This is a genomic window from Shuttleworthella sp. MSX8B, from assembly GCF_000524295.1.
Taxonomy (GTDB): Bacteria; Bacillota; Clostridia; order Lachnospirales; family Lachnospiraceae; genus Shuttleworthia; species Shuttleworthia satelles.
The window spans coordinates 84878-103420 of the sequence record NZ_JAQT01000012.1; the positions used below are offsets into that span (position 1 = coordinate 84878).

Sequence of the window (18543 nt, forward strand, 5' to 3'; positions counted from 1 at the left end):
ATGGATCAGAACCGGCAATTTGATTCTTACGAATCGGACCAGAAGGAGACAAATCATCCCTGGCAGCAGGGGCCAGAAGATTGGGGAGATGGTCCGCGGGACGGTCAGCAGCAGGGCATGAAGCGCTATCAGATTCCCTATGACCCCAGACCGAGGGATCCCTATGGGAGGATTATTGACCGAACCAATGGAATGAGGGCTCTTTGGATGGGAGTCTTCGCATTGGCTTTTTTTGCGACGGGACTCAATGTCTTAGTGGCTATGGCGGCGATCGCCTTTGGGGTGATTCAGCTGGTTCGCTATTCGAGCAAGGCGGGTCGCTGGCAGGCAATTATGGGAATTGCCATGGCGCTTGCCTCCCTGACCCTTCTGATTGGCTCCTATGTCAGAATTGCGGGCAATCCGAACTTTCTGAAAATGCTGACGAATCAACCCGGGCAGAATATCCTCTTCGAGCAGGGACAGGAGGCGAGCGGCGTTGATGTGAATTTCCTGAAGAAAATCTGAGAGCGGCGCTGAAGGGAACGCAGAGCGGCCCTGAGGGGAAGTGATTGACGCAGAGGGCTTCCCTCTCTATAATAGGAGCGTCTTTTATATTTCAAAGCGATGAGGAAGAGAGTAGTCGAGCAGGCGACGGATGAGCGAGCCGATGTTGGTGAGAGATCGGACCTTAGCAGCTCCATGAAAATCACTTCCTGGCAGCCGACTGAAGGGCGCGGACATTTTCTGATTTGAGAGGATCTTCTCTTCCCTTGAATTTTAATGGGGAGAAGCGGATCAGGAGAAGGGAATTTATCGTGTGCCTGTGTAGGAAGGACGGTATCTCCCCGTTACGGAGAGCGTGTATGCGGGAATCCCGGTATCGTACAGACGCGAGGTCGACCGACGAAAAGGTGTGGTCTGACGGAGCGAGCTGAAGTCGAGCGGGAGGAATCAAGTACTTCGTATGGGTGGTTAGCAAGAGTCTCTTGTCCTGTGCGGACGGGGGATTTTTTTATACCAGAGAAAGGATAGAGCATGTCTACTTACAGGAAAGTGACAAATGACCTCAACTTCGTTCAGAGGGAGAGAGAGACCAGGAAATTCTGGGAGGATCATCATATCTTCGAGAAGTCGATGGATCCCTCCAAAAAGCAGTCAACCTTTACCTTCTATGACGGCCCTCCGACGGCGAACGGGAAGCCCCATATCGGCCATGTCTTAACCCGTGTGATCAAGGATATGATCCCCAGGTATCAGACCATGAAGGGCAATTTCGTTCCTCGCAAGGCCGGCTGGGACACCCACGGACTTCCCGTCGAGATCGGTGTCGAGAAGAAGCTTGGACTGGACGGCAAAGACCAGATCGAGGAGTACGGCATCCAGCCCTTTGTCGAGCAGTGCAAGGAGTCTGTCTGGGAGTACAAGGGCATGTGGGAGGATTTCTCCGGTGCCGCTGGTTTCTGGGCTGATATGGATCACCCTTACATTACCTATGACAACAACTTCATCGAGTCCGAGTGGTGGGGACTCAAGCAGATCTGGGACAAGAAGCTGCTCTACAAGGGATTTAAGGTCGTCCCCTACTGCCCCCGCTGCGGGACTCCCCTGTCCTCGCAGGAGGTGGCGCAGGGCTATAAGACGGTCAGGGAACGGTCGGCAGTCGTTCGCTTTAAGGCCAAGGGAGAAGACGCGTATTTCCTGGCCTGGACTACGACGCCCTGGACTCTGCCCTCCAACATTGCTCTCTGCGTGAATCCCCTTGAGGTCTATGCCAAGGTCAAATGCGTTGACGGATTCACCTACTATATGGCCAAGGCACTCCTGGATAAGGTCCTGGGTCCCCTGGCCAAAGATGGTCAGCCCGCCTATCAGATCATTGAGACCATGCAGGGCGCGGATCTTGAGTACCGTGAGTATGAGCCCCTCTATGACTGCGCGGCGAAGGCGGTTGAAAAGTCACACAAGAAGGCCTTCTTCATTGAGGTCGATGACTATGTCACCATGTCCGATGGTACCGGTATCGTCCACGAGGCTCCCGCCTTTGGTGAGGACGATGCCCGTGTCGGCCGCAAATACGACCTTCCCTTTGTTCAGATGGTGGACGAGAAGGGCTGTATGAAGGCGGAGACCCCCTTTGCCGGGATGCGCTGCAAGCCCACAGAGGAGGAGATGGCAAATGGGGCCAAGTCCGCTGATCCGGCGGTTTTGGCCGATCTGGAGGAGAGAGGCCTCCTCTTTGACGCGCCCAGCTTTGAGCATGACTATCCCCACTGCTGGAGATGTGATACCCCCCTGCTCTACTTCGCGAGAGAGTCCTGGTTTATCAAGATGACCGCTGTCAAGGATGACCTGGTCAAGAACAACAAGTCGGTCAACTGGATTCCACCGTCAATCGGTGAGGGGAGATTCGGCAACTGGCTGGAGAATATCCAGGATTGGGGCATTTCCCGCAACCGCTATTGGGGAACTCCCCTGAATATCTGGGAGTGCGATGATTGCGGTCACCAGGAATGCATCGGGTCTCGCGCCGAGCTGGTCGAGAAGACCAAAGATGCCGCCATGGCGGACATTGAGCTGCATCGGCCCTATATCGACCGGGTGACCTTCCCCTGCCCTCACTGCGGGAAGCCCATGCACCGTGTCCCCGAGGTTGTGGACGTCTGGTTCGACTCCGGCGCCATGCCATATGCCCAGCATCACTATCCCTTCGAGAATCAGGACAAGTTCGAGCAGCAGTTCCCCGCGGACTTCATCTCGGAGGCAGTTGATCAGACCCGCGGCTGGTTCTACTCCCTGATGGCGGAGTCCACCATTCTCTTCGGCAGGGCCCCCTATAAGAACGTCATTGTATTGGGCCATGTCCTGGACGGCAAGGGACAGAAGATGTCCAAGTCCAAGGGCAATGCCGTCGACCCCATGGAGGCCCTGTCCACCTACGGGGCGGACGCCATTCGCTGGTACTTCTACACCAACTCCAACCCCTGGCTGCCCAATAAGTTCCATGGCAAGGCAGTGGAGGAGGGACAGCGCAAATTCCTCAACACCCTCTGGAACACCTATGCCTTCTATGTCCTCTACGCCAACATTGACGCCTTTGATCCCACGAAGTACCGCTTGCAGACGGATCAGCTGTCCGTCATGGATCGCTGGGCACTCAGCCGCCTGAACTCCACGGTCAAGACGGTCGACGAGAATCTGGGAGCCTACCGGATTCCCGAGGCCGGAAGAGCCCTGCAGGATTTCATTGACGACCTGTCTAACTGGTATGTCAGGAGGAGCCGCCAGCGTTACTGGGCGAAGGGATTAGAGCAGGACAAGATCAATGCCTATCTGACTCTCTATACCTGCCTGGTGACCTTTGTTAAGCTCGCCGCTCCCATGATCCCCTTCATGACCGATGAGATCTATCGCAACCTGGTCTGCAGCCTGGACGCGGATGCGCCCGAGTCCGTTCATTTGTGTGACTTCCCTGCCTGTGATGAGAACCTGATTGATGAGAAGCTGGAATCCGACATGAAGGAGCTGCTGAAGATCGTTGTTTTCGGCCGCGCCTGCCGCAATGCCTCCAACATCAAGAATCGCCAGCCCCTGGCCCAGATGTACATCAAGGCGGAGAATCATCTGAATGACTTCTATGCGGCCATCATTGAGGATGAGCTGAATGTGAAGAAGGCCGAGTTTGTGACAGATGTCACCGCCTTTACGACCTATATCTTCAAGCCGCAGTTAAGAACCGTCGGCCCAAAGTACGGCAGGTTCCTGGGCCAGATTCAGAAGGCCCTGTCCGGCCTGGACGGAAATACCGCCTACGCCCAGCTTCAGGAGAAGGGCAAGATCACTCTGCCCGAGGTTGACGCCTCCATCGAGCTGACTGAGGATGACCTCCTGATTACCATGACCCAGAAGGAAGGCTATGTGACGGACGGGGACAACAATGTGACTGTTGTCCTGAATACCAACCTGACCGATGCTCTGCGGGAGGAGGGAATGGTCCGCGAGATCATCTCCAAGCTGCAGACCATGCGCAAGGAGGCGGGTTTCGAGGTCATGGATCATATCGCCATTGCCTACCGCGGCAACGAGAAGATCGGCGCGATCTGCGCGGCACATGGTGAGGAGATCACCGCGGAGACCATGGCGGACTCCATCGCTGAGGGCGCTGTGGACGGCTACTCCAAGGAGTGGGATATCAATGGAGAGAAGGTGACCCTGTCGGTCGCCAGGCTTGGCTGACAACAAGAGATTTTTCCTAAAGAGTATGACGGCATAATCAGGCGCTTCTGATTATGCCGTTTTCCTTTTTGGGGAATTTTGACTGCCTCGATAAGGATCCGGTGAATGATTATGGCCTGCTTCTGGAAGGCTCACTTGTCTATGGCCATACATTCGACGATTGAAAACAAGAACAGGATATTGTACATTAATAAGTACATAAGGAGGTGCGCCATGTTAGCCGTTAATTATACAACCATGAGGAATAAGTTAAAGGACTACTGTGACCTTGTGACGGATCAGGGAGAGACCATTATTGTCACAAGAAAGGCCGACCGCAATGTTGTTGTTCTTAGTCTTGAGCAGTATAACGCGATGGAGAAGGAAATACGTAACGCCCAATATCTGGCGAAACTGGACCGTGGCTTCAGGCAGCTTGAGGCGGGACAGGGGCAAATTCATGAGTTGATTGAGGACTGAGGAATGGACAAGCTGTGGTCGGATGACGCCTGGAACGACTATTTGTATTGGCAGATACAAGATAAGGATCGGCATTTGTTCGGTCTTTTTTTGCTGATTGTATGTATTCTTTTAAGATATCGCATGGGTTTCAGGGGATATATGGGCATGGGCTCTGCCGTTTTGGTTGCATAAAACTAAAAAAAGTGATCTAATAGAAGCGAAGCGGAAGTTATGTATGACTAACAGCTGCAAGATGATTACATTGCGGGAAATCCGGGAAATCCAGTATAATGGTTTTTGTATACAATACAGGAGGCGCTGATCAGAGGGATGGCAATGAAGAGGATTTCACGCAGGGCCTGCGCCAAAATCAATCTGGGGCTTGACGTCCTGGGAAGAAGGGCGGATGGATATCACGAGGTCCGTATGCTGATGCAGCAGGTGGATCTGTACGATGATCTGATTCTGCAAAAAAGAGAAGACGGGCGGATCTCCATGGAGTGCGACCGGGAGGATCTGCCCTGCGACGAGACCAATCTCTGCGTCAGGGCGGCGGAATTGATGCGAAGGCAATATGGCCTGTCAGGCGGCCTACACATTGATCTGACCAAGCGTATTCCCCTGGCGGCCGGTCTTGCGGGCGGCTCTGCGGACGCAGCCGCAGTGATGCTGGGAATGGCGGAGCTCTTTGGACTTGCTCAGGATGACAGGGAGGCTATGCGAAGAGAGCTGATGCGTCTCGCCCTGCAGCTGGGGGCGGATATCCCCTATTGTCTCATGGGGGGGACCGCGCTGGCGGAGGGGATCGGTCAGATCCTGACGCCGGTCAGACCGGTTCTGCGGGAGATCCCGACACTGATTGTCAAGCCCGCAGCCAGTGTCTCTACGGGAGAGGTCTATCGGGCTTTCGACTCCTGCACAGACTGCCGGCACCCCGATATTGACGGACTTCTCGACGCTGTTCGCAGAGAGGCATACACCGATATCTGCCATTTGCTGGGCAATATTTTAGAAGATGTGACGATTCCTCTTCATCCCGAGATCCGGCAGTTAAAGAATGTTCTGCGAAATCATGGCGCTGACGCGGCGATGATGTCCGGCTCCGGGCCTACGGTCTTTGCCTTCTTCTCAGAGGAAGGGAAAATGCGGGATTGTCGGAGGAAGCTGTTGGAACAGTGGGAAGACCTGAGTCTGGAAGGCGTATTTTTAAGTCATACCCGAGGAGGAGTCTGATCCTGTCATGATCTGGGGACTGGCTCGGAAAGCAATCTCATGCAGATCGAATATCAACTGGAGGATTTGGATGGTACAGTCGGAACATATGGATTTAAAGCTGGATATGGATGCCTATCTTCCCCTGCGGGACGTGGTTTTTAATACCCTGCGCAATGCGATTCTGCGGGGGGATTTAAAGCCCGGCGAGCGTCTGATGGAGATGCATCTGGCCAATCGTCTGGGGGTCAGCCGCACCCCGATTCGCGAGGCCATTCGCATGCTGGAGCAGGAGGGGCTGGCGGTGACCATTCCCAGGAAGGGAGCCCAGGTCGCCAAGATGACCGAGAAGGACCTGCAGGATGTGCTTGAAATTCGGGACGCCCTGGATGAACTGGCGGTTACCCGCGCCTGTATGTGCGATGATCCGGACTTCCTCAGGCATTTGGAGACAGCCATGAAGGATTTCGAGCTGGCCACAAGAAGCGGGAATTACCGCAAGATCACGGAGGCGGACGAGGCCTTCCACGCTGTGATCTACCAGGCGGCGGATAATCCCAAGCTTGAGAGCATCGTCACTAACCTGCGTGAACAGATGTACCGCTACCGCTACGAGTATATCAAGGACGCTGGAACCTATTCCCGTCTGATCCAGGAGCATGCCGCCATTTTGGACGGACTGCGCCGCAAGGACAAGGACTATGTCAAGGCCATCATGCATACCCACCTGGCCAATCAGATCGAGGCTGTTCGAGGAGTGATCCGCGATCAGAGCCGGCATTGATGCCCATCGCCAGAGAGGCTCACATCAGGATTCTGACCAAAGAGACGCTGGACGGCCTTGTGAATGAGAGCCAAAGCGATTACAGAGGAAGGCTCCTGGAGAGGGAGAGGAGTATCCTTTTGCGCTATGAGGACGGGCCGGAAGGAGAAGAGGGACCGGCCTCGACAAGCATCCATATCCGTGAGGGACAGGTGGAGATCGTCCGCAGGGGCTCCGTCAGCAATCGTTTGATCTATATCCCGGGAGAGTGGACCAGCTGTCACTATCAGACACCGATGGGGATTTTGGATTTGAGGGTCTTCACCGAGCGGTTTCAGTTCTTAAATCTCTCAGATCGGAAGATGCGTCTTATCCTTTCCTATCAGATGGAGCTGAATGGACAGGAGGCCGGACGTCGGGAGCTCTTGATAGAGATTACTATGAGATAGGAGAATTTTGCGTCAGACCAGTCTCAGGAGAGCTTTCAGGCCGGATTTTTGAAGCTTTCAGGACAGCTTCGAGAATGTGTTCAGATCAGATCCAAGAGTGATTTCAGGCCGGTTGTAAGGGCCCCTTTTTCAGGGACAGATTTGTAAAAATGCCTGCAAAAATCTTTATAGAATATTAGAGCGATTGAGGTGTTTGGAATGAGGATCCGGGGAGCGACAGAAGGCGCCCCGGATTTTTAGTGAATCAGTTTGAGAAATGCCCGCATCTCCTCGGTCACCCACTTGTCCCGGTGGTAGATACACTGACGCTGCATATGCATGTGAAAGTCCTCTACCTGAACGATGGCCAGCTGCCCTGCGGTCACCTGGTCAACGACGCAGAAGTAGGGGAGGAAGGAGACGCCCCCGTGCTCTTTGAGCATGCGGATAATGATGGCGGGGTCCTGAATTTCGAGAAAGCATGAGAGAGCCATGCCGCGGGCGGCCAGATACTGGTCCAGGGCCTTGCGGTAGTTCTCGCCGGCCTCCGTGGAGAAGAAGGGCTGGTGAATTACTTCCTCCATGCTGACATTCTCGCGTCTGGCCAGAGGGGATGCCGCGGAGGTGACGAAGACAATGGATTCTTTCGCCTCCAGAGCCTTGATCCAGTTCTTGTCGTAGATGGGCTGGTCCAGGAGATAGATAATATCCAGTTCATTGTGGGTCATCTCCTGAACCAGCTCCGATGGCGGGGCCGACTTGATGGTGATCTGATAGTTGGGGTGCTGCTCATAGAGGCGGAGCAGGACATCCGACAGATGGTATTCCATGAGAGAATCGATGACCCCCAGGCGGAGCTGATGCTTCTTGAAATTTTCATTGCCCATATCACTGCGCATCTCATAGATCCGGTTTAAGATGTCGTTGGCGAAGGCCAGAAAGCGCTCTCCCTCCGAGGTCAAACGCACGTGCCGGCCAATGCGGTCAAAGAGCTGGGTGTGGTATTCCTCTTCCAGCTGTTTGATCTGGATGGTGACTGTGGACTGGGAGTAGCCCAGCTGTTCGGCCGCTCTGGAAAAGCTCAGACACTCCGCCACGCGCTCAAAGGTTACCAGTTGTCGGATTTCCATAGATTTTCCCTGCCCTTTTTTACTTTCGATCCTTTTGAACACAGAATATTTGCGGAAGCCCTGCCACAGGATGCATAAGACGTTCATACACCCCTTACATTTTAGGAGTGAATCAGGTGCTTCCTGCGCCTTGTACATTCGACAGAGGAATCAGATGCCGCATGTGTTTTGGACATTTGATGAACAAATCAGATACTCCGTGCATCTTGTAGGTTTCGCAAACGAATCAGATACTCTTATTATAAGGATTAAGAGAAAACGATTAAAGATTTTCATAGACTTTATCAAAAAGATTAAATTCACAAATAGTACGTTCAAGTTATACTATATCTGTGGTTAGATTCTGATCATTTCTGATGTTGAGACCATCAGAGTGGTCAGGCAGTTTCGTTTCAAGAAAAGGGGAAAGAAATGAAAGAAAAAAAGAAATTGGGCCTTGTCCCGCGTCTCATCATTGCCATTATCCTTGGTATTCTGATCGGTCAGTTCATGCCGCTCTGGTTCTCAAGAACCGTTGTGACGCTGTCCGGCATTTTCTCCACGGTGCTCAAGTTCGTGATTCCGCTCATGATCCTGGCATATGTCACCATGGGAATTGCGGACCTGACCCAGTCGGCCGGCAAGCTCTTGTTGATTACGGTGGCCATGGCATACGGTTCCACCCTGATCGCAGGTACCCTGTCCTATCTGGTATCTGCGGCCCTCTTCCCGGCTTTTATGTCGCCCGATGCCCTGAGCCAGATTCAGGCGACAGCAGGCAACTCAGTAGACGCCTACTTCTCAATTAAAATCCCGCCCCTTCTGGATACCATTTCCGCAGTGGTTCTGGCCTTTATGCTGGGCCTCTGCCTGTCCTCCATGAGAGGCAAGAAGGAGATCGGAGACACTCTCTACAATGGAATGAAGGACTTCTCCTCCATCATCGATCGTGTTCTTCACGTGGCTATCATCCCTCTTCTGCCCCTCTATATCTGCGGTACCTTCGTTGATATGACCGTGTCCGGAAAGACCTATGTGATCCTTGGAATCCTCTGGAAGGTATTCCTGGTTGTTATCATCATGCACCTGATCTATCTGCTGGCGCAGTTTACTCTGGCGGGAAGCATCTCTCACCAGAATCCATTCCAGCTGATGAAGAATCAGATCCCTGGATATACCACTGCCATTGGAACTCAGTCCTCCGCGGCGACCATTCCGGTCAATCTGCAGTGCGCCGAGAAGGATGGAGTCAGCGAACAGATCAGGAACTTCGTCGTTCCGCTCTGCGCCAACATCCACATGTGCGGATCCATGATTACCATTACTGCCTGCGCGACAGCCGTCTGCCTGATGAACAACCTGCCCATCTCTCTTGGCACGGTTGTTCCCTTCATCATGACTCTCGGCGTGGCCATGGTTGCCTCTCCCGGAGCGCCGGGCGGTTCCATTATGACGGCCCTGCCCTTCCTCTATCTGATCTTCGGCAAGGAGGCCGGCGATCCCAATGGACCGATCTGCGCCATCATGGTTGCCCTCTACCTGACCCAGGATTCCTTCGGAACCGCTTGTAACGTATCCGGAGACAATGCCATTGGCGTGATCGTCAATGCCATCTACAATAAGTTCCTTGCCCAGGGTGGCGAAAAGAGCGCCCAGGCATAAGCCGCGGAGGCATTTTCATGAATGTATTTCACATCATCGGGCCGGTCATGATTGGTCCATCCAGTTCCCATACGGCCGGGGCAGTGCGCCTGGGCAGGGTAGTGAACAAGGTGTCCAATGACCAGCCCCTGGTCTCGGTCAGGATTGAACTGTCGGGATCCTTCGCCAGAACCTATCAGGGGCACGGTACGGATCGGGCCCTTCTGGCGGGGATCATGGGATACCATTCCTATTCTGAGGAGATAAGGGATGCTCTGGAGATCGCCAGCCAGAGGGGGATTTCCTACGAATTCATTCCCAGAGACATCCCCGGAGCCCATCCCAATACCGCCTGCATTCATTACCGGACGGTCAGCGGAGAAGAAGGCTGTGTTCAGGGCGCCAGCATTGGCGGCGGCAATATTCGCGTCGACTTTGTCAACGGGATGGAGGTTAACTTCACCGGCGAGAACAATACGATTCTGGTTCTGCACAGGGATCGGCCGGGTGTTATCGCTGACGTCACCAACCTCATGCGGGTGAAATATTCTGACGTCAATATCGGCAATTTCAAGCTCTCCCGCAAGGAGAAGGGATCGACGGCGCTGATGACCATTGAGATTGACCAGATGCCCCCTCTGGGAATGACAGAGGAGATTGAGAGTCTTGACAATGTGGAAAGAGCCCTTCTGATCCGGGCTGTCTGATGGAGGTCGCCATGTTTAAGTATGAGACAATTCAGGAACTGGTCGATGCTGCGCAGACGTCCGGGAAAAAGATCAGCGACATCTTCATTGAAGATCAGGCGAAAGCTATGGAGACCAGTCCGGAGGAGATCATTGCCAGGATGGATGAGGCCTTTCAGGTCATGATTGACTGTACGGTGCGCGGAGCCGACAAGGATCTGCGCTCTCACTCCGGTCTGACCGGGGGAGAGGGCTACAAGATGCTCAGCTACGCGGCGGATGCCCCGGAGGGCGGATGGATGGGCTCTTACATGACAAAGGCGGTTGGACGGGCCCTGTCGGCCTCTGTCTCGAATGCCGCTATGGGCAAGATTGTCGCGGCCCCGACAGCCGGCTCCTGCGGAATTCTCCCGGGCTGTCTGGTCAGCGCCTATGAGGATCGGGGCATGGACCGGGAGGCCTGTGTCAGAGCTCTCTTTACGGCTGGCGCCTTCGGCCTGGTGGTAGCCAATGTAGCGTCCATTGCGGGAGCGGAGGGCGGTTGCCAGGCTGAGTGCGGTTCCGCCTCCGGTATGGCGGCTGCGGCTCTGGTAGAGCTCAGGGGCGGAAGTCCCCAGCAGGCGGCTACCGCCATGGGAATCGCGATTGTCAATCAGATGGGGCTGGTCTGTGATCCGGTAGCCGGTCTGGTCGAGATCCCCTGCATCAAGCGCAATGCCTCCGGTGTCATGATCGCCTTTACGGCAGCGGACATGGCCCTGTCCGGAATCGACTTAAAGATTCCCGTCGACGAGTGCATCTCGGCCATGAAGGCGGTCGGAGACAGCATGCCGGAAGCGCTCAGGGAGACGGCCGGCGGCGGCCTTGCGGCGACGCCGACCGGGAAAAAGCTGAGAGAGCAGGTCTTCGGAAAGAAGGAAGACTAGGAAGGGACCGGACGACTGCAGAGAAGCGCAAGCAGATCTCAGACGAAAGAGGGTCTCAGATATGATGAAAAGGACTGCACCAAAGCCATCGGGCTTTTGGTGCAGTCCTTCTTTTTTGGTTTCTGAATGTCTTTGCTCTCGATCAAAGTCTAGCGCCTCCGACCGGCTCTCCGCAGGAGCCAGGCCCGAAGGCCCTTCTTCTTCTCGGTATTGCGCTCAATGCGGCCGTGCAGGCCGCGAACACCCGTGATATAGAGGCCGGACACGGTGGCCTTAACCTCTTTCTTGACAGGGATATCGTCGAAGAGTCTCTCATCGGCGATCAGGGTCATGATCCTGGGACCGACCTTGGCCTTTACAATGGGGACCTTAGATCGCTTGGCGTACCAAGGGGTCTGGGATATGACCTGGTCGGGAAGGCCGGACTCCTTGAGCTTGAGTCGTTTCTTGTCAATGATCAGCATACTGATGGATTGCTTTACGGCCTCAAGCCGTTCCTCCTGCTCAGCCTGGCGTTTCTCCATACGTTTTCCGAAGAAGTAGAGAGCTATGGTGAGGCCGATCAGGATAATCAGGATAACAATTAGGATAAGCCAGACAGCGGGAATGGCTGAAAACATAGAAAACTCCTTCTAGATGATGGGTTCGCAATGAGTAGATTTTATCATTTGATCCGGGTCTTTGCAATGAAGAGGTGCGTAAGAAGAAAGATGTATTTTTAACACACTAGACATATTTTTAACACATATGTTATATTGTTTTATGATTTTAGGTTTGCATCCCGTGCAATAAATGCCGGGATCGACATGCTTATCCATGCGCGCATAAAAAGGGGACAAGGTCCTTTGCCTCTATGCGCGGGGAAGAGAAAGGAGTTGCATGAGACGTATTATAGGGAAAAAGCTGGGTGCGGGCATCATGGCCCTGCTTCTGCTTTTTGGCACATTCTTCCAGACGGTGTCACCGGTCCGGGCGGAAGAGACGGGAACAGATATCACAGGTAAGGTGACGATTGATTCCATCAGTTCGCCCAATGCGGAAATCAAGGATTCTACCAATGTCAATGATTTCTCATCATCTGTTGAATCTGGCGGGACCGTAGACTATAAGATTGATCTTACGGTCAATAAGGGGACGCCGATTGAGACAGGCGACTTCATTGAAATCCCGGTCAAGGCAGATCGGGGCGATTTATTTGAAAGCCATGGTCTGTCTGTCTATGATTCGGAGGATGGCAGCCTTCTGGGAAAAGCGACCATCACAAAGGGTAAGATTCGAATCAAATTCACGAAGAAGAACAATGCGAAGACGGCGGCCAAGCTCACGATTACAACGACCCTCAAGGGGGTTAGCAGCGAATTTTCAAAAAGCTTCCCCACGAAGGCAGAGATAGACGCCGCCTATGCCAAGAATCCCACCGGCATTGACAAGGTGAAGATTCTGGATCAGAACGCTAATGTCAATGTCAAGTCTAGCTACTGGCTGTCCAATTCAGCGAAGTTCTTCAAGGATTTTTCAACGCCTGCCATCGGGGATCCGGACAGATTCTTGAAGATCGAACAGGGCAAGTCCGGAGGAACTTCACCGACCAATACGAGTACCGGTTGGGGGATAGGTTGGAACGCAGTGACGTATCACTATAAGGTGAAGTCCCCACTCGACGGCAAGGTAAATGAGGTGATGACGACTTCATCTGCCCTGATGGGATTTCTTTTCAGCTATGATTTGGTCTTTGGATCCTATCCCGCCACAGAGACTTCCTATATGGAGGATACGCTTCCGGCGGACATTTACAAGGATATCGACCTGCGGGGAATCGATTTAAGAGGGGCAGCCCTGTACAAGGATGGGAAGACGCTCCTGCTAAAGCAGGTCTATTCGGAGGGAAAGGCCAGCGGTTACTATCATTTGGATGAGACGGCATACCTTCAGTTTGATGAGGTCTTCACCAAGAAGGAAGCTGCCGTAGGACAGACCTATGAGCAGTTCAAGGCCTCTCTCAAGCCGGGAGAGTACGGGATCTATCGGAATCCGAACGGGGATATGAAGCTCGTGATTAGTTTGGGGAAGATTGGCTCTAAGGATCCCAACCAGATGTACACCTATGGGAAACTTGCGGACAAGATCGGCAAGGATGTGCTCGTCAAACGCCTCTTCTCCACCTATGATATCAATGCGAATCAGGAAGTGACGAGAGTCACACCTTCGCAGGAAGTGATCGACACAGTTTATAATAAGGTCAAGGACTGGCCGATTACCGGAGGCCGCCTGGGCTTTGATGCGAGTCTGGTCAAACCCGTCATGCGAACCGGGGCGACGATTGAGAATACGGCGACTGTTTCGGGACAGACGGTACAAGCCAAGAACAACTTTGTCGTCGGCGACATCAGCCTCTATACCTACAAGGACGGAGCCTCCATCCTGAAGACGGACGCCAAGACCGGCCAGGGCATTGAGGATGTTGAATTCAAGCTCCAGGAAAAGGATCCCGCCGGAAACTGGATCGACACGGACTCCCAGTATGTGAAGGACTATATCGCGATTGTGGGAAGCAACGGCGGCAGCAAGAAGGGTGACCGTCTCTATACGAATGAGAACGGTATCTTAAATATCAGAGGCCTCTTAAACGGCAAGACCTACCGCCTCGTAGAGACCAAGGCCCCGGAGGGCTATGATAACAGTAGCCTTGCAACCTCCAGAGAGTTCGTGATCAGCTTCACGGATAAAAACGGATCGAGCGACAACAAGGACCTGACCCTCACAAACAAGAAGTCTGAGTACAAGGTGACCTACAAGGTCGTAAAGAACCCCAACGGAGAGGCGATCCCCGCAGGAAGCCCCGCAGCTCCCGTGGATTCGGCGACCTATAACCAGAATGCGATTGTCGACGTCAAGCCCGACCTTACGATGCCCGGCTATATTTTCACGGGCTGGCACACGCAGAGTGGGCAGAAGGTGACGGTCAAGGACGATGACGCCTCCTTCAAGATGCCCGGAGCTAATGTAGAGCTTGAGGGATACTGGACCAGGAACACGACTGAGATCTCAGGTGAGAAGATCTGGGATGATGCCAATAATCAGGATGGCAAGCGTCCCAGTGTAATTAAGGTGAACCTTCTTGCCAACGGGAATCCTATTCAGAATAAGGAAGTAAGACCTGATCCGGACGGCAAATGGCTCTACAGCTTTAAGGACCTGCCTAAATATGATAACCGAGGACAGGAGATTTCGTATTCTGTGACGGAAGATCCGGTGGCGGAGTATGCGACAGAGGTTACAGGATTCAATATCAAAAATACCTACGCGCCGAAGAAGACATCTGTAGCAGTGACGAAGATCTGGGATGATGCCAATAATCAGGATGGCAAGCGCCCGAACAGTATCAAGGTGCAGTTATACGCAGGCACGGAAAAGGTCGGCGCAGAAGTAGAACTTACCGGCGCAAACTGGACCTATACCTGGAATAATCTTCCTGAGAAAAAGGCCGGAAATACCATTAAATACACGGTAAAGGAAGTGGGAACGATCAACGGATACACCACATCCTATGACGATCAGAATCCGCAGAAGATCACGATTACCAACAAGCATCTTCCAGAAAAGACCAAAGTTGAGGGACAGAAGACCTGGAGCGACAGGAACAATCAGGACGGGAAGCGCCCGTCTGAAATCACGGTGAATCTTCTTGCCAACGGAGTGCAGAAGCAGAAGTTGAAGGTTACTGCTGCTGGTCAATGGAAGTACAGTTTTACCGATCTCCCAAAATATGAGAACGGACAGGAGATCAGTTACAGCCTGACGGAGGATACGGTAGACGGATACAGCTTCAGCAGAGACGGATTTAATATCAAAAACAGCTATACGCCGGAAGAGAGAAGCGTGACGGTCACCAAGAGCTGGGATGACGCCAACAATCAGGACGGCAAGAGACCAAACAGCGTGAAGGTGCAGCTTTACGCAAACGGACAGAAGCAGGGGTCCGAGATGGAGCTCAATGCCGGCAATGGCTGGTCTTATACCTGGACCAAACTTCCGAAGAAGTCGGCCGGCAATGAGATCAGCTATACCGTCAAGGAGACGACAGAGCTTGCGGCTTACAGGGCGACGGTAGACGACAGTGATATGGGCAATATCAAGATCACCAACAGTCATACGCCGGAGATCATAGAAGTTCAGGGTCAGAAGACCTGGGATGACGCCAACAATCAGGACGGCAAGAGACCGGAAGAGATTACGGTCAACCTGCTGAAAAATGGAGCCAAATTCAAGGAAATGACTGTCAGGGCTGACGGCGACGGGAACTGGAAGTATGCCTTCACAGGTCTTGCCAGGTATGAGAATGGGCAGGAGATTTCATACAGCGTAACAGAGAACACGGTAGAGGGCTACAGCACGGAGCTGGACGGCTACAATATTAAAAACAGCTATACTCCTGCCAAGACATCTGTGACTGTGACCAAGCAGTGGAATGACAGCAATGACAAGGACAAGATCAGACCGGCAGGCATCAAGGTACAGCTCTATGCCAATGGACAGAAGAAGGGCGAGCCGGTCGAGCTGAAAGCGGCAGACCAGTGGACCTATAGCTGGAAGGATCTTCCCCAGAAGGAAAACGGGAAGGATGTCGCCTATACGGTCAAGGAGCTTGACCAGGTTCCCGGCTACACAACGAGTGTAGATGATAAGGATCATGGGAATATCATTATCACCAACAGTCATACGCCCAAGATCTCTACCGTCGGAAGACCCAGGACGGGAGATACAAACCAGCTGATGATCTATCTGGCTGTTTTGGCTATTGCACTGACGGCGATCGTTGGACTGGTTGTTGTCAGAAGGCGCAGAAGACAGTAAGAGATATACAGTGAAGGCTGATGCGTCTGCCTGCGAACCCGCTTTTTTGAGGGAGGGCGTGGACTCGGGAGCTGATGCGATGGCTTATTGACAAGACAGCTCATTGACGGGATGAGCGAAAGGATCCTAGAAGGGAAAGTCATACTTTCCCTTCTAGGATCACTGTGTTATACTTTTCTCGATTTCGATGAGGACATTCAACGAGGACAGGATCGGGTGATTTTTCTGCAGCCCGGTCAAGGAGGAGTACAATGACGCATATTAAGACCCTTAAGACCAGAAGATTACAGAATACCCTGAAGAAGGGCGGATGCGGCGAGTGCCAGACTTCTTGTCAGTCTGCCTGCAAGACCTCATGTACAGTAGGGAATCAGAGCTGCGAGAACCAGTAAGGCTGTATCGCTGCGGTTGAGGCCCGGCGAGTGCGGCGGCGACAGGCTGGTTTCGTAAATGTGTACTTGTTGCGAATAAGAGAAGACCGCGGGGACAAATCGGAGTCTCTGCGGTCTTTCTTTTACGCTTCGTGCGCCGGGCAGGCTATGGGTCGCCCTGCAAGGGATACAGATGAATATCTGTGAGCTCCCTTCTTATGCGCCACGGCGGGGTACAGTTTGCCCGGTAAGAGGACGCCAAGGCGCATCCGAGATGTTCCCGATCACGACCCGGACGCAAAGGCGCATCCGTGATGTTCCACCCCGGGCGAGCCATGATTAGTCCTTAAATATCCCTGGAATGGAGAAAAGACTTGATTCATCAGTTTAAAAATAATGGTTACAATATTGTCTTAGACGTTAATTCCGGAGCTATCCATGTGGTGGATGACCTGACCTATGACATCATCGGTATGTATGAAGAGGAGGATCAGGACCGGATCCGGGAGCGGATGGCGGAGAAATATCCCAAAGTCAGCGAAGCAGACATCGAGGAGGTCTTCGCCGAGATCAAGACCCTCATTGACGATCAGTCTCTCTTTACCCCGGATCACTATGAGACCTATATGGATGATGTCTTAAAACGACGTCCCACGGTAGTAAAGGCGCTCTGTCTCAATGTGGCTCACGACTGCAACCTGGCCTGCAAATACTGCTTCGCGGATGAGGGCACCTACTGCGGAGGCCCCAGAGAGCTCATGAGCTTCGAGACCGGGAAGAATGCCTTCGACTTTCTCATCGCCAATTCCGGGAATCGAAGGAATCTGGAGGTGGACTTCTTTGGCGGAGAACCCCTGATGAACTGGGAGGTGGTCAAGAAGCTGGTGGCTTACGGAAGACAGGAGGAGAAGCTCCACGACAAGAAATTCCGCTTCACACTGACGACCAACGGCGTTCTTTTAAATGATGAGATTCAGGACTTTCTCAACCGGGAGATGAGCAATGTCGTTCTCTCGATTGACGGCAGGAAGAAAATCCACAATCAGATGCGCCCCTTCCGCGGCGGACAGGATTCCTACGACAGGATTGTCCCCAAATTCCAGAGGCTGGCGGAGTCCAGAGGGCAGGAGAGATATTACGCAAGGGGAACCTTTACCAGAAATAACCTGGATTTCTCCCAGGACGTTCTGCACATTGCGGACCTGGGTTTCAAGCAGATATCGGTGGAGCCCGTCGTGGCTCAGCCCACGGATGATTACGCGCTCCGTGAAGAAGACCTGCCCAAGCTCTTCGCCGAATACGACCGGCTGGCCGCGGAGATGGTCCGCCGGATGGGAAAGGATGAGGATTTTAATTTCTTTCACTTTATGATCGACCTGGAGGGAGGTCCCTGTGTGGCCAAGCGCCTGGCTGGCTGCGGCTCAGGCACCGAGTACGTCTGCATCACGCCGAACGGAGACATCTATCCCTGCCATCAGTTTGCCGGAAATAGGGACTTTGTTATGGGCAACGTCAATGACGGATCCGGTCTGGTCCGGACGGATATCCGCGATGAATTCAAGCTCTGTAATGTCTACGCCAAGGACAAGTGCAGGGACTGCTTCGCCAAATTCTACTGCTCCGGCGGCTGCGCAGCCAATGCCTATAATTTCAAGGGAAAGATCAACGAGACTTATGATCTGGGATGTGCCCTGCAGCAGAAGCGGATTGAGTGCTCCATCATGATCAAGGCGGCTCAGGCCGATATGGAGGAGAATTACGAGGAATCTGTCCGCCTGCCCGATGCTCCCAGGGCGGTCTGTTGAGAAAAGTCCTAGGGTGGTCTGCTGGGAAGAGCTTTTTGCCTGCGAACCTGTGGATGTGCTAAAATAGTTCAGATGTTTGCCTTCCTGCAGCC

The 18543-nt window shown here is 53.2% G+C and carries 14 protein-coding genes; 12 read left to right on the plus strand and 2 right to left on the minus strand.

Translation table 11 applies throughout. From position 1 onward, the window contains the following. From HMPREF1508_RS03295 to HMPREF1508_RS03320, 6 genes are all read left to right on the plus strand, one after another. Positions 1-507 carry a DUF308 domain-containing protein gene (locus HMPREF1508_RS03295; protein WP_044959367.1) on the plus strand — a complete coding sequence of 169 codons (507 nt, stop codon included), beginning with the start codon at positions 1-3 and terminating at the stop codon, positions 505-507. A 510-nt stretch (positions 508-1017) separates the two neighbouring features. Beyond that, entirely contained in the window at positions 1018-4215 is a 3198-nt protein-coding gene (gene ileS / locus HMPREF1508_RS03300; RefSeq protein WP_044959368.1) for an isoleucine--tRNA ligase, read from the plus strand. A 213-nt stretch (positions 4216-4428) separates the two neighbouring features. Further along, positions 4429-4674, plus strand: coding sequence for a type II toxin-antitoxin system Phd/YefM family antitoxin (locus HMPREF1508_RS03305; RefSeq protein ID WP_044959369.1), 246 nt, complete (start codon positions 4429-4431; stop codon positions 4672-4674). 312 nt (positions 4675-4986) lie between these two features. Then, positions 4987-5889: a 4-(cytidine 5'-diphospho)-2-C-methyl-D-erythritol kinase gene (gene ispE / locus HMPREF1508_RS03310; RefSeq protein ID WP_049906869.1), complete on the plus strand. Its 903-nt coding sequence runs from the start codon at positions 4987-4989 to the stop codon at positions 5887-5889. 70 nt (positions 5890-5959) lie between these two features. Then, positions 5960-6652 carry a GntR family transcriptional regulator gene (locus HMPREF1508_RS03315; RefSeq protein WP_044959422.1) on the plus strand — a complete coding sequence of 231 codons (693 nt, stop codon included), beginning with the start codon at positions 5960-5962 and terminating at the stop codon, positions 6650-6652. After that, the gene (locus HMPREF1508_RS03320; RefSeq protein ID WP_044959370.1) at positions 6652-7080 is read left to right on the plus strand and encodes a DUF1934 domain-containing protein; all 429 of its coding nucleotides are present in this window, start codon (positions 6652-6654) and stop codon (positions 7078-7080) included. The genes HMPREF1508_RS03315 and HMPREF1508_RS03320 overlap by 1 nt, the downstream gene beginning before the upstream one ends. Positions 7081-7316: 236 nt before the next feature. Here the strand turns inward: HMPREF1508_RS03320 and HMPREF1508_RS03325 are convergent, their stop codons facing one another. Continuing rightward, positions 7317-8189, minus strand: coding sequence for a LysR family transcriptional regulator (locus tag HMPREF1508_RS03325; protein WP_044959424.1), 873 nt, complete (start codon positions 8187-8189; stop codon positions 7317-7319). 411 nt (positions 8190-8600) lie between these two features. On the opposite strand from HMPREF1508_RS03325, the gene HMPREF1508_RS03335 reads away from it, so the two are divergent. From HMPREF1508_RS03335 to sdaAA, 3 genes are read left to right on the plus strand one after another with little or no spacing between them, the layout of a single operon-like run. After that, positions 8601-9830 carry a dicarboxylate/amino acid:cation symporter gene (locus tag HMPREF1508_RS03335; RefSeq protein ID WP_006905770.1) on the plus strand — a complete coding sequence of 410 codons (1230 nt, stop codon included), beginning with the start codon at positions 8601-8603 and terminating at the stop codon, positions 9828-9830. Between the two features lie 17 nt (positions 9831-9847). Then, positions 9848-10516: an L-serine ammonia-lyase, iron-sulfur-dependent subunit beta gene (gene sdaAB, locus HMPREF1508_RS03340; protein ID WP_044959374.1), complete on the plus strand. Its 669-nt coding sequence runs from the start codon at positions 9848-9850 to the stop codon at positions 10514-10516. An 11-nt stretch (positions 10517-10527) separates the two neighbouring features. Beyond that, positions 10528-11421 carry an L-serine ammonia-lyase, iron-sulfur-dependent, subunit alpha gene (gene sdaAA, locus HMPREF1508_RS03345; RefSeq protein WP_044959376.1) on the plus strand — a complete coding sequence of 298 codons (894 nt, stop codon included), beginning with the start codon at positions 10528-10530 and terminating at the stop codon, positions 11419-11421. 149 nt (positions 11422-11570) lie between these two features. Here sdaAA and HMPREF1508_RS03350 read toward each other — a convergent pair whose 3' ends face one another. Further along, entirely contained in the window at positions 11571-12041 is a 471-nt protein-coding gene (locus HMPREF1508_RS03350; RefSeq protein WP_044959378.1) for a hypothetical protein, read from the minus strand. Between the two features lie 259 nt (positions 12042-12300). On the opposite strand from HMPREF1508_RS03350, the gene HMPREF1508_RS09605 reads away from it, so the two are divergent. The 3 genes from HMPREF1508_RS09605 (at position 12301) to scfB (ending at position 18451) form a co-directional block, all read left to right on the plus strand. Continuing rightward, positions 12301-16275 (plus strand): Cna B-type domain-containing protein, encoded by a 3975-nt coding sequence (locus HMPREF1508_RS09605; RefSeq protein WP_049906870.1) that lies wholly within the window; start codon positions 12301-12303, stop codon positions 16273-16275. Between the two features lie 251 nt (positions 16276-16526). Continuing rightward, positions 16527-16667 (plus strand): six-cysteine ranthipeptide SCIFF, encoded by a 141-nt coding sequence (gene scfA, locus HMPREF1508_RS03360; protein WP_044959380.1) that lies wholly within the window; start codon positions 16527-16529, stop codon positions 16665-16667. A gap of 353 nt (positions 16668-17020) precedes the next feature. Continuing rightward, entirely contained in the window at positions 17021-18451 is a 1431-nt protein-coding gene (gene scfB, locus HMPREF1508_RS03365) for a thioether cross-link-forming SCIFF peptide maturase (RefSeq protein WP_044959382.1), read from the plus strand. Positions 18452-18543: the final 92 nt, after the last annotated feature.

Coding starts and splice junctions, on each gene's coding strand:
- HMPREF1508_RS03295 (WP_044959367.1), top strand. CDS start 1: ATGGATCAGAACCGGCAATTTGATTCTTACGAATCGGACCAGAAGGAG.
- ileS (WP_044959368.1), top strand. CDS start 1,018: ATGTCTACTTACAGGAAAGTGACAAATGACCTCAACTTCGTTCAGAGG.
- HMPREF1508_RS03305 (WP_044959369.1), top strand. CDS start 4,429: ATGTTAGCCGTTAATTATACAACCATGAGGAATAAGTTAAAGGACTAC.
- ispE (WP_049906869.1), top strand. CDS start 4,987: ATGGCAATGAAGAGGATTTCACGCAGGGCCTGCGCCAAAATCAATCTG.
- HMPREF1508_RS03315 (WP_044959422.1), top strand. CDS start 5,960: ATGGTACAGTCGGAACATATGGATTTAAAGCTGGATATGGATGCCTAT.
- HMPREF1508_RS03320 (WP_044959370.1), top strand. CDS start 6,652: ATGCCCATCGCCAGAGAGGCTCACATCAGGATTCTGACCAAAGAGACG.
- HMPREF1508_RS03325 (WP_044959424.1), bottom strand. CDS start 8,189: ATGGAAATCCGACAACTGGTAACCTTTGAGCGCGTGGCGGAGTGTCTG.
- HMPREF1508_RS03335 (WP_006905770.1), top strand. CDS start 8,601: ATGAAAGAAAAAAAGAAATTGGGCCTTGTCCCGCGTCTCATCATTGCC.
- sdaAB (WP_044959374.1), top strand. CDS start 9,848: ATGAATGTATTTCACATCATCGGGCCGGTCATGATTGGTCCATCCAGT.
- sdaAA (WP_044959376.1), top strand. CDS start 10,528: ATGTTTAAGTATGAGACAATTCAGGAACTGGTCGATGCTGCGCAGACG.
- HMPREF1508_RS03350 (WP_044959378.1), bottom strand. CDS start 12,041: ATGTTTTCAGCCATTCCCGCTGTCTGGCTTATCCTAATTGTTATCCTG.
- HMPREF1508_RS09605 (WP_049906870.1), top strand. CDS start 12,301: ATGAGACGTATTATAGGGAAAAAGCTGGGTGCGGGCATCATGGCCCTG.
- scfA (WP_044959380.1), top strand. CDS start 16,527: ATGACGCATATTAAGACCCTTAAGACCAGAAGATTACAGAATACCCTG.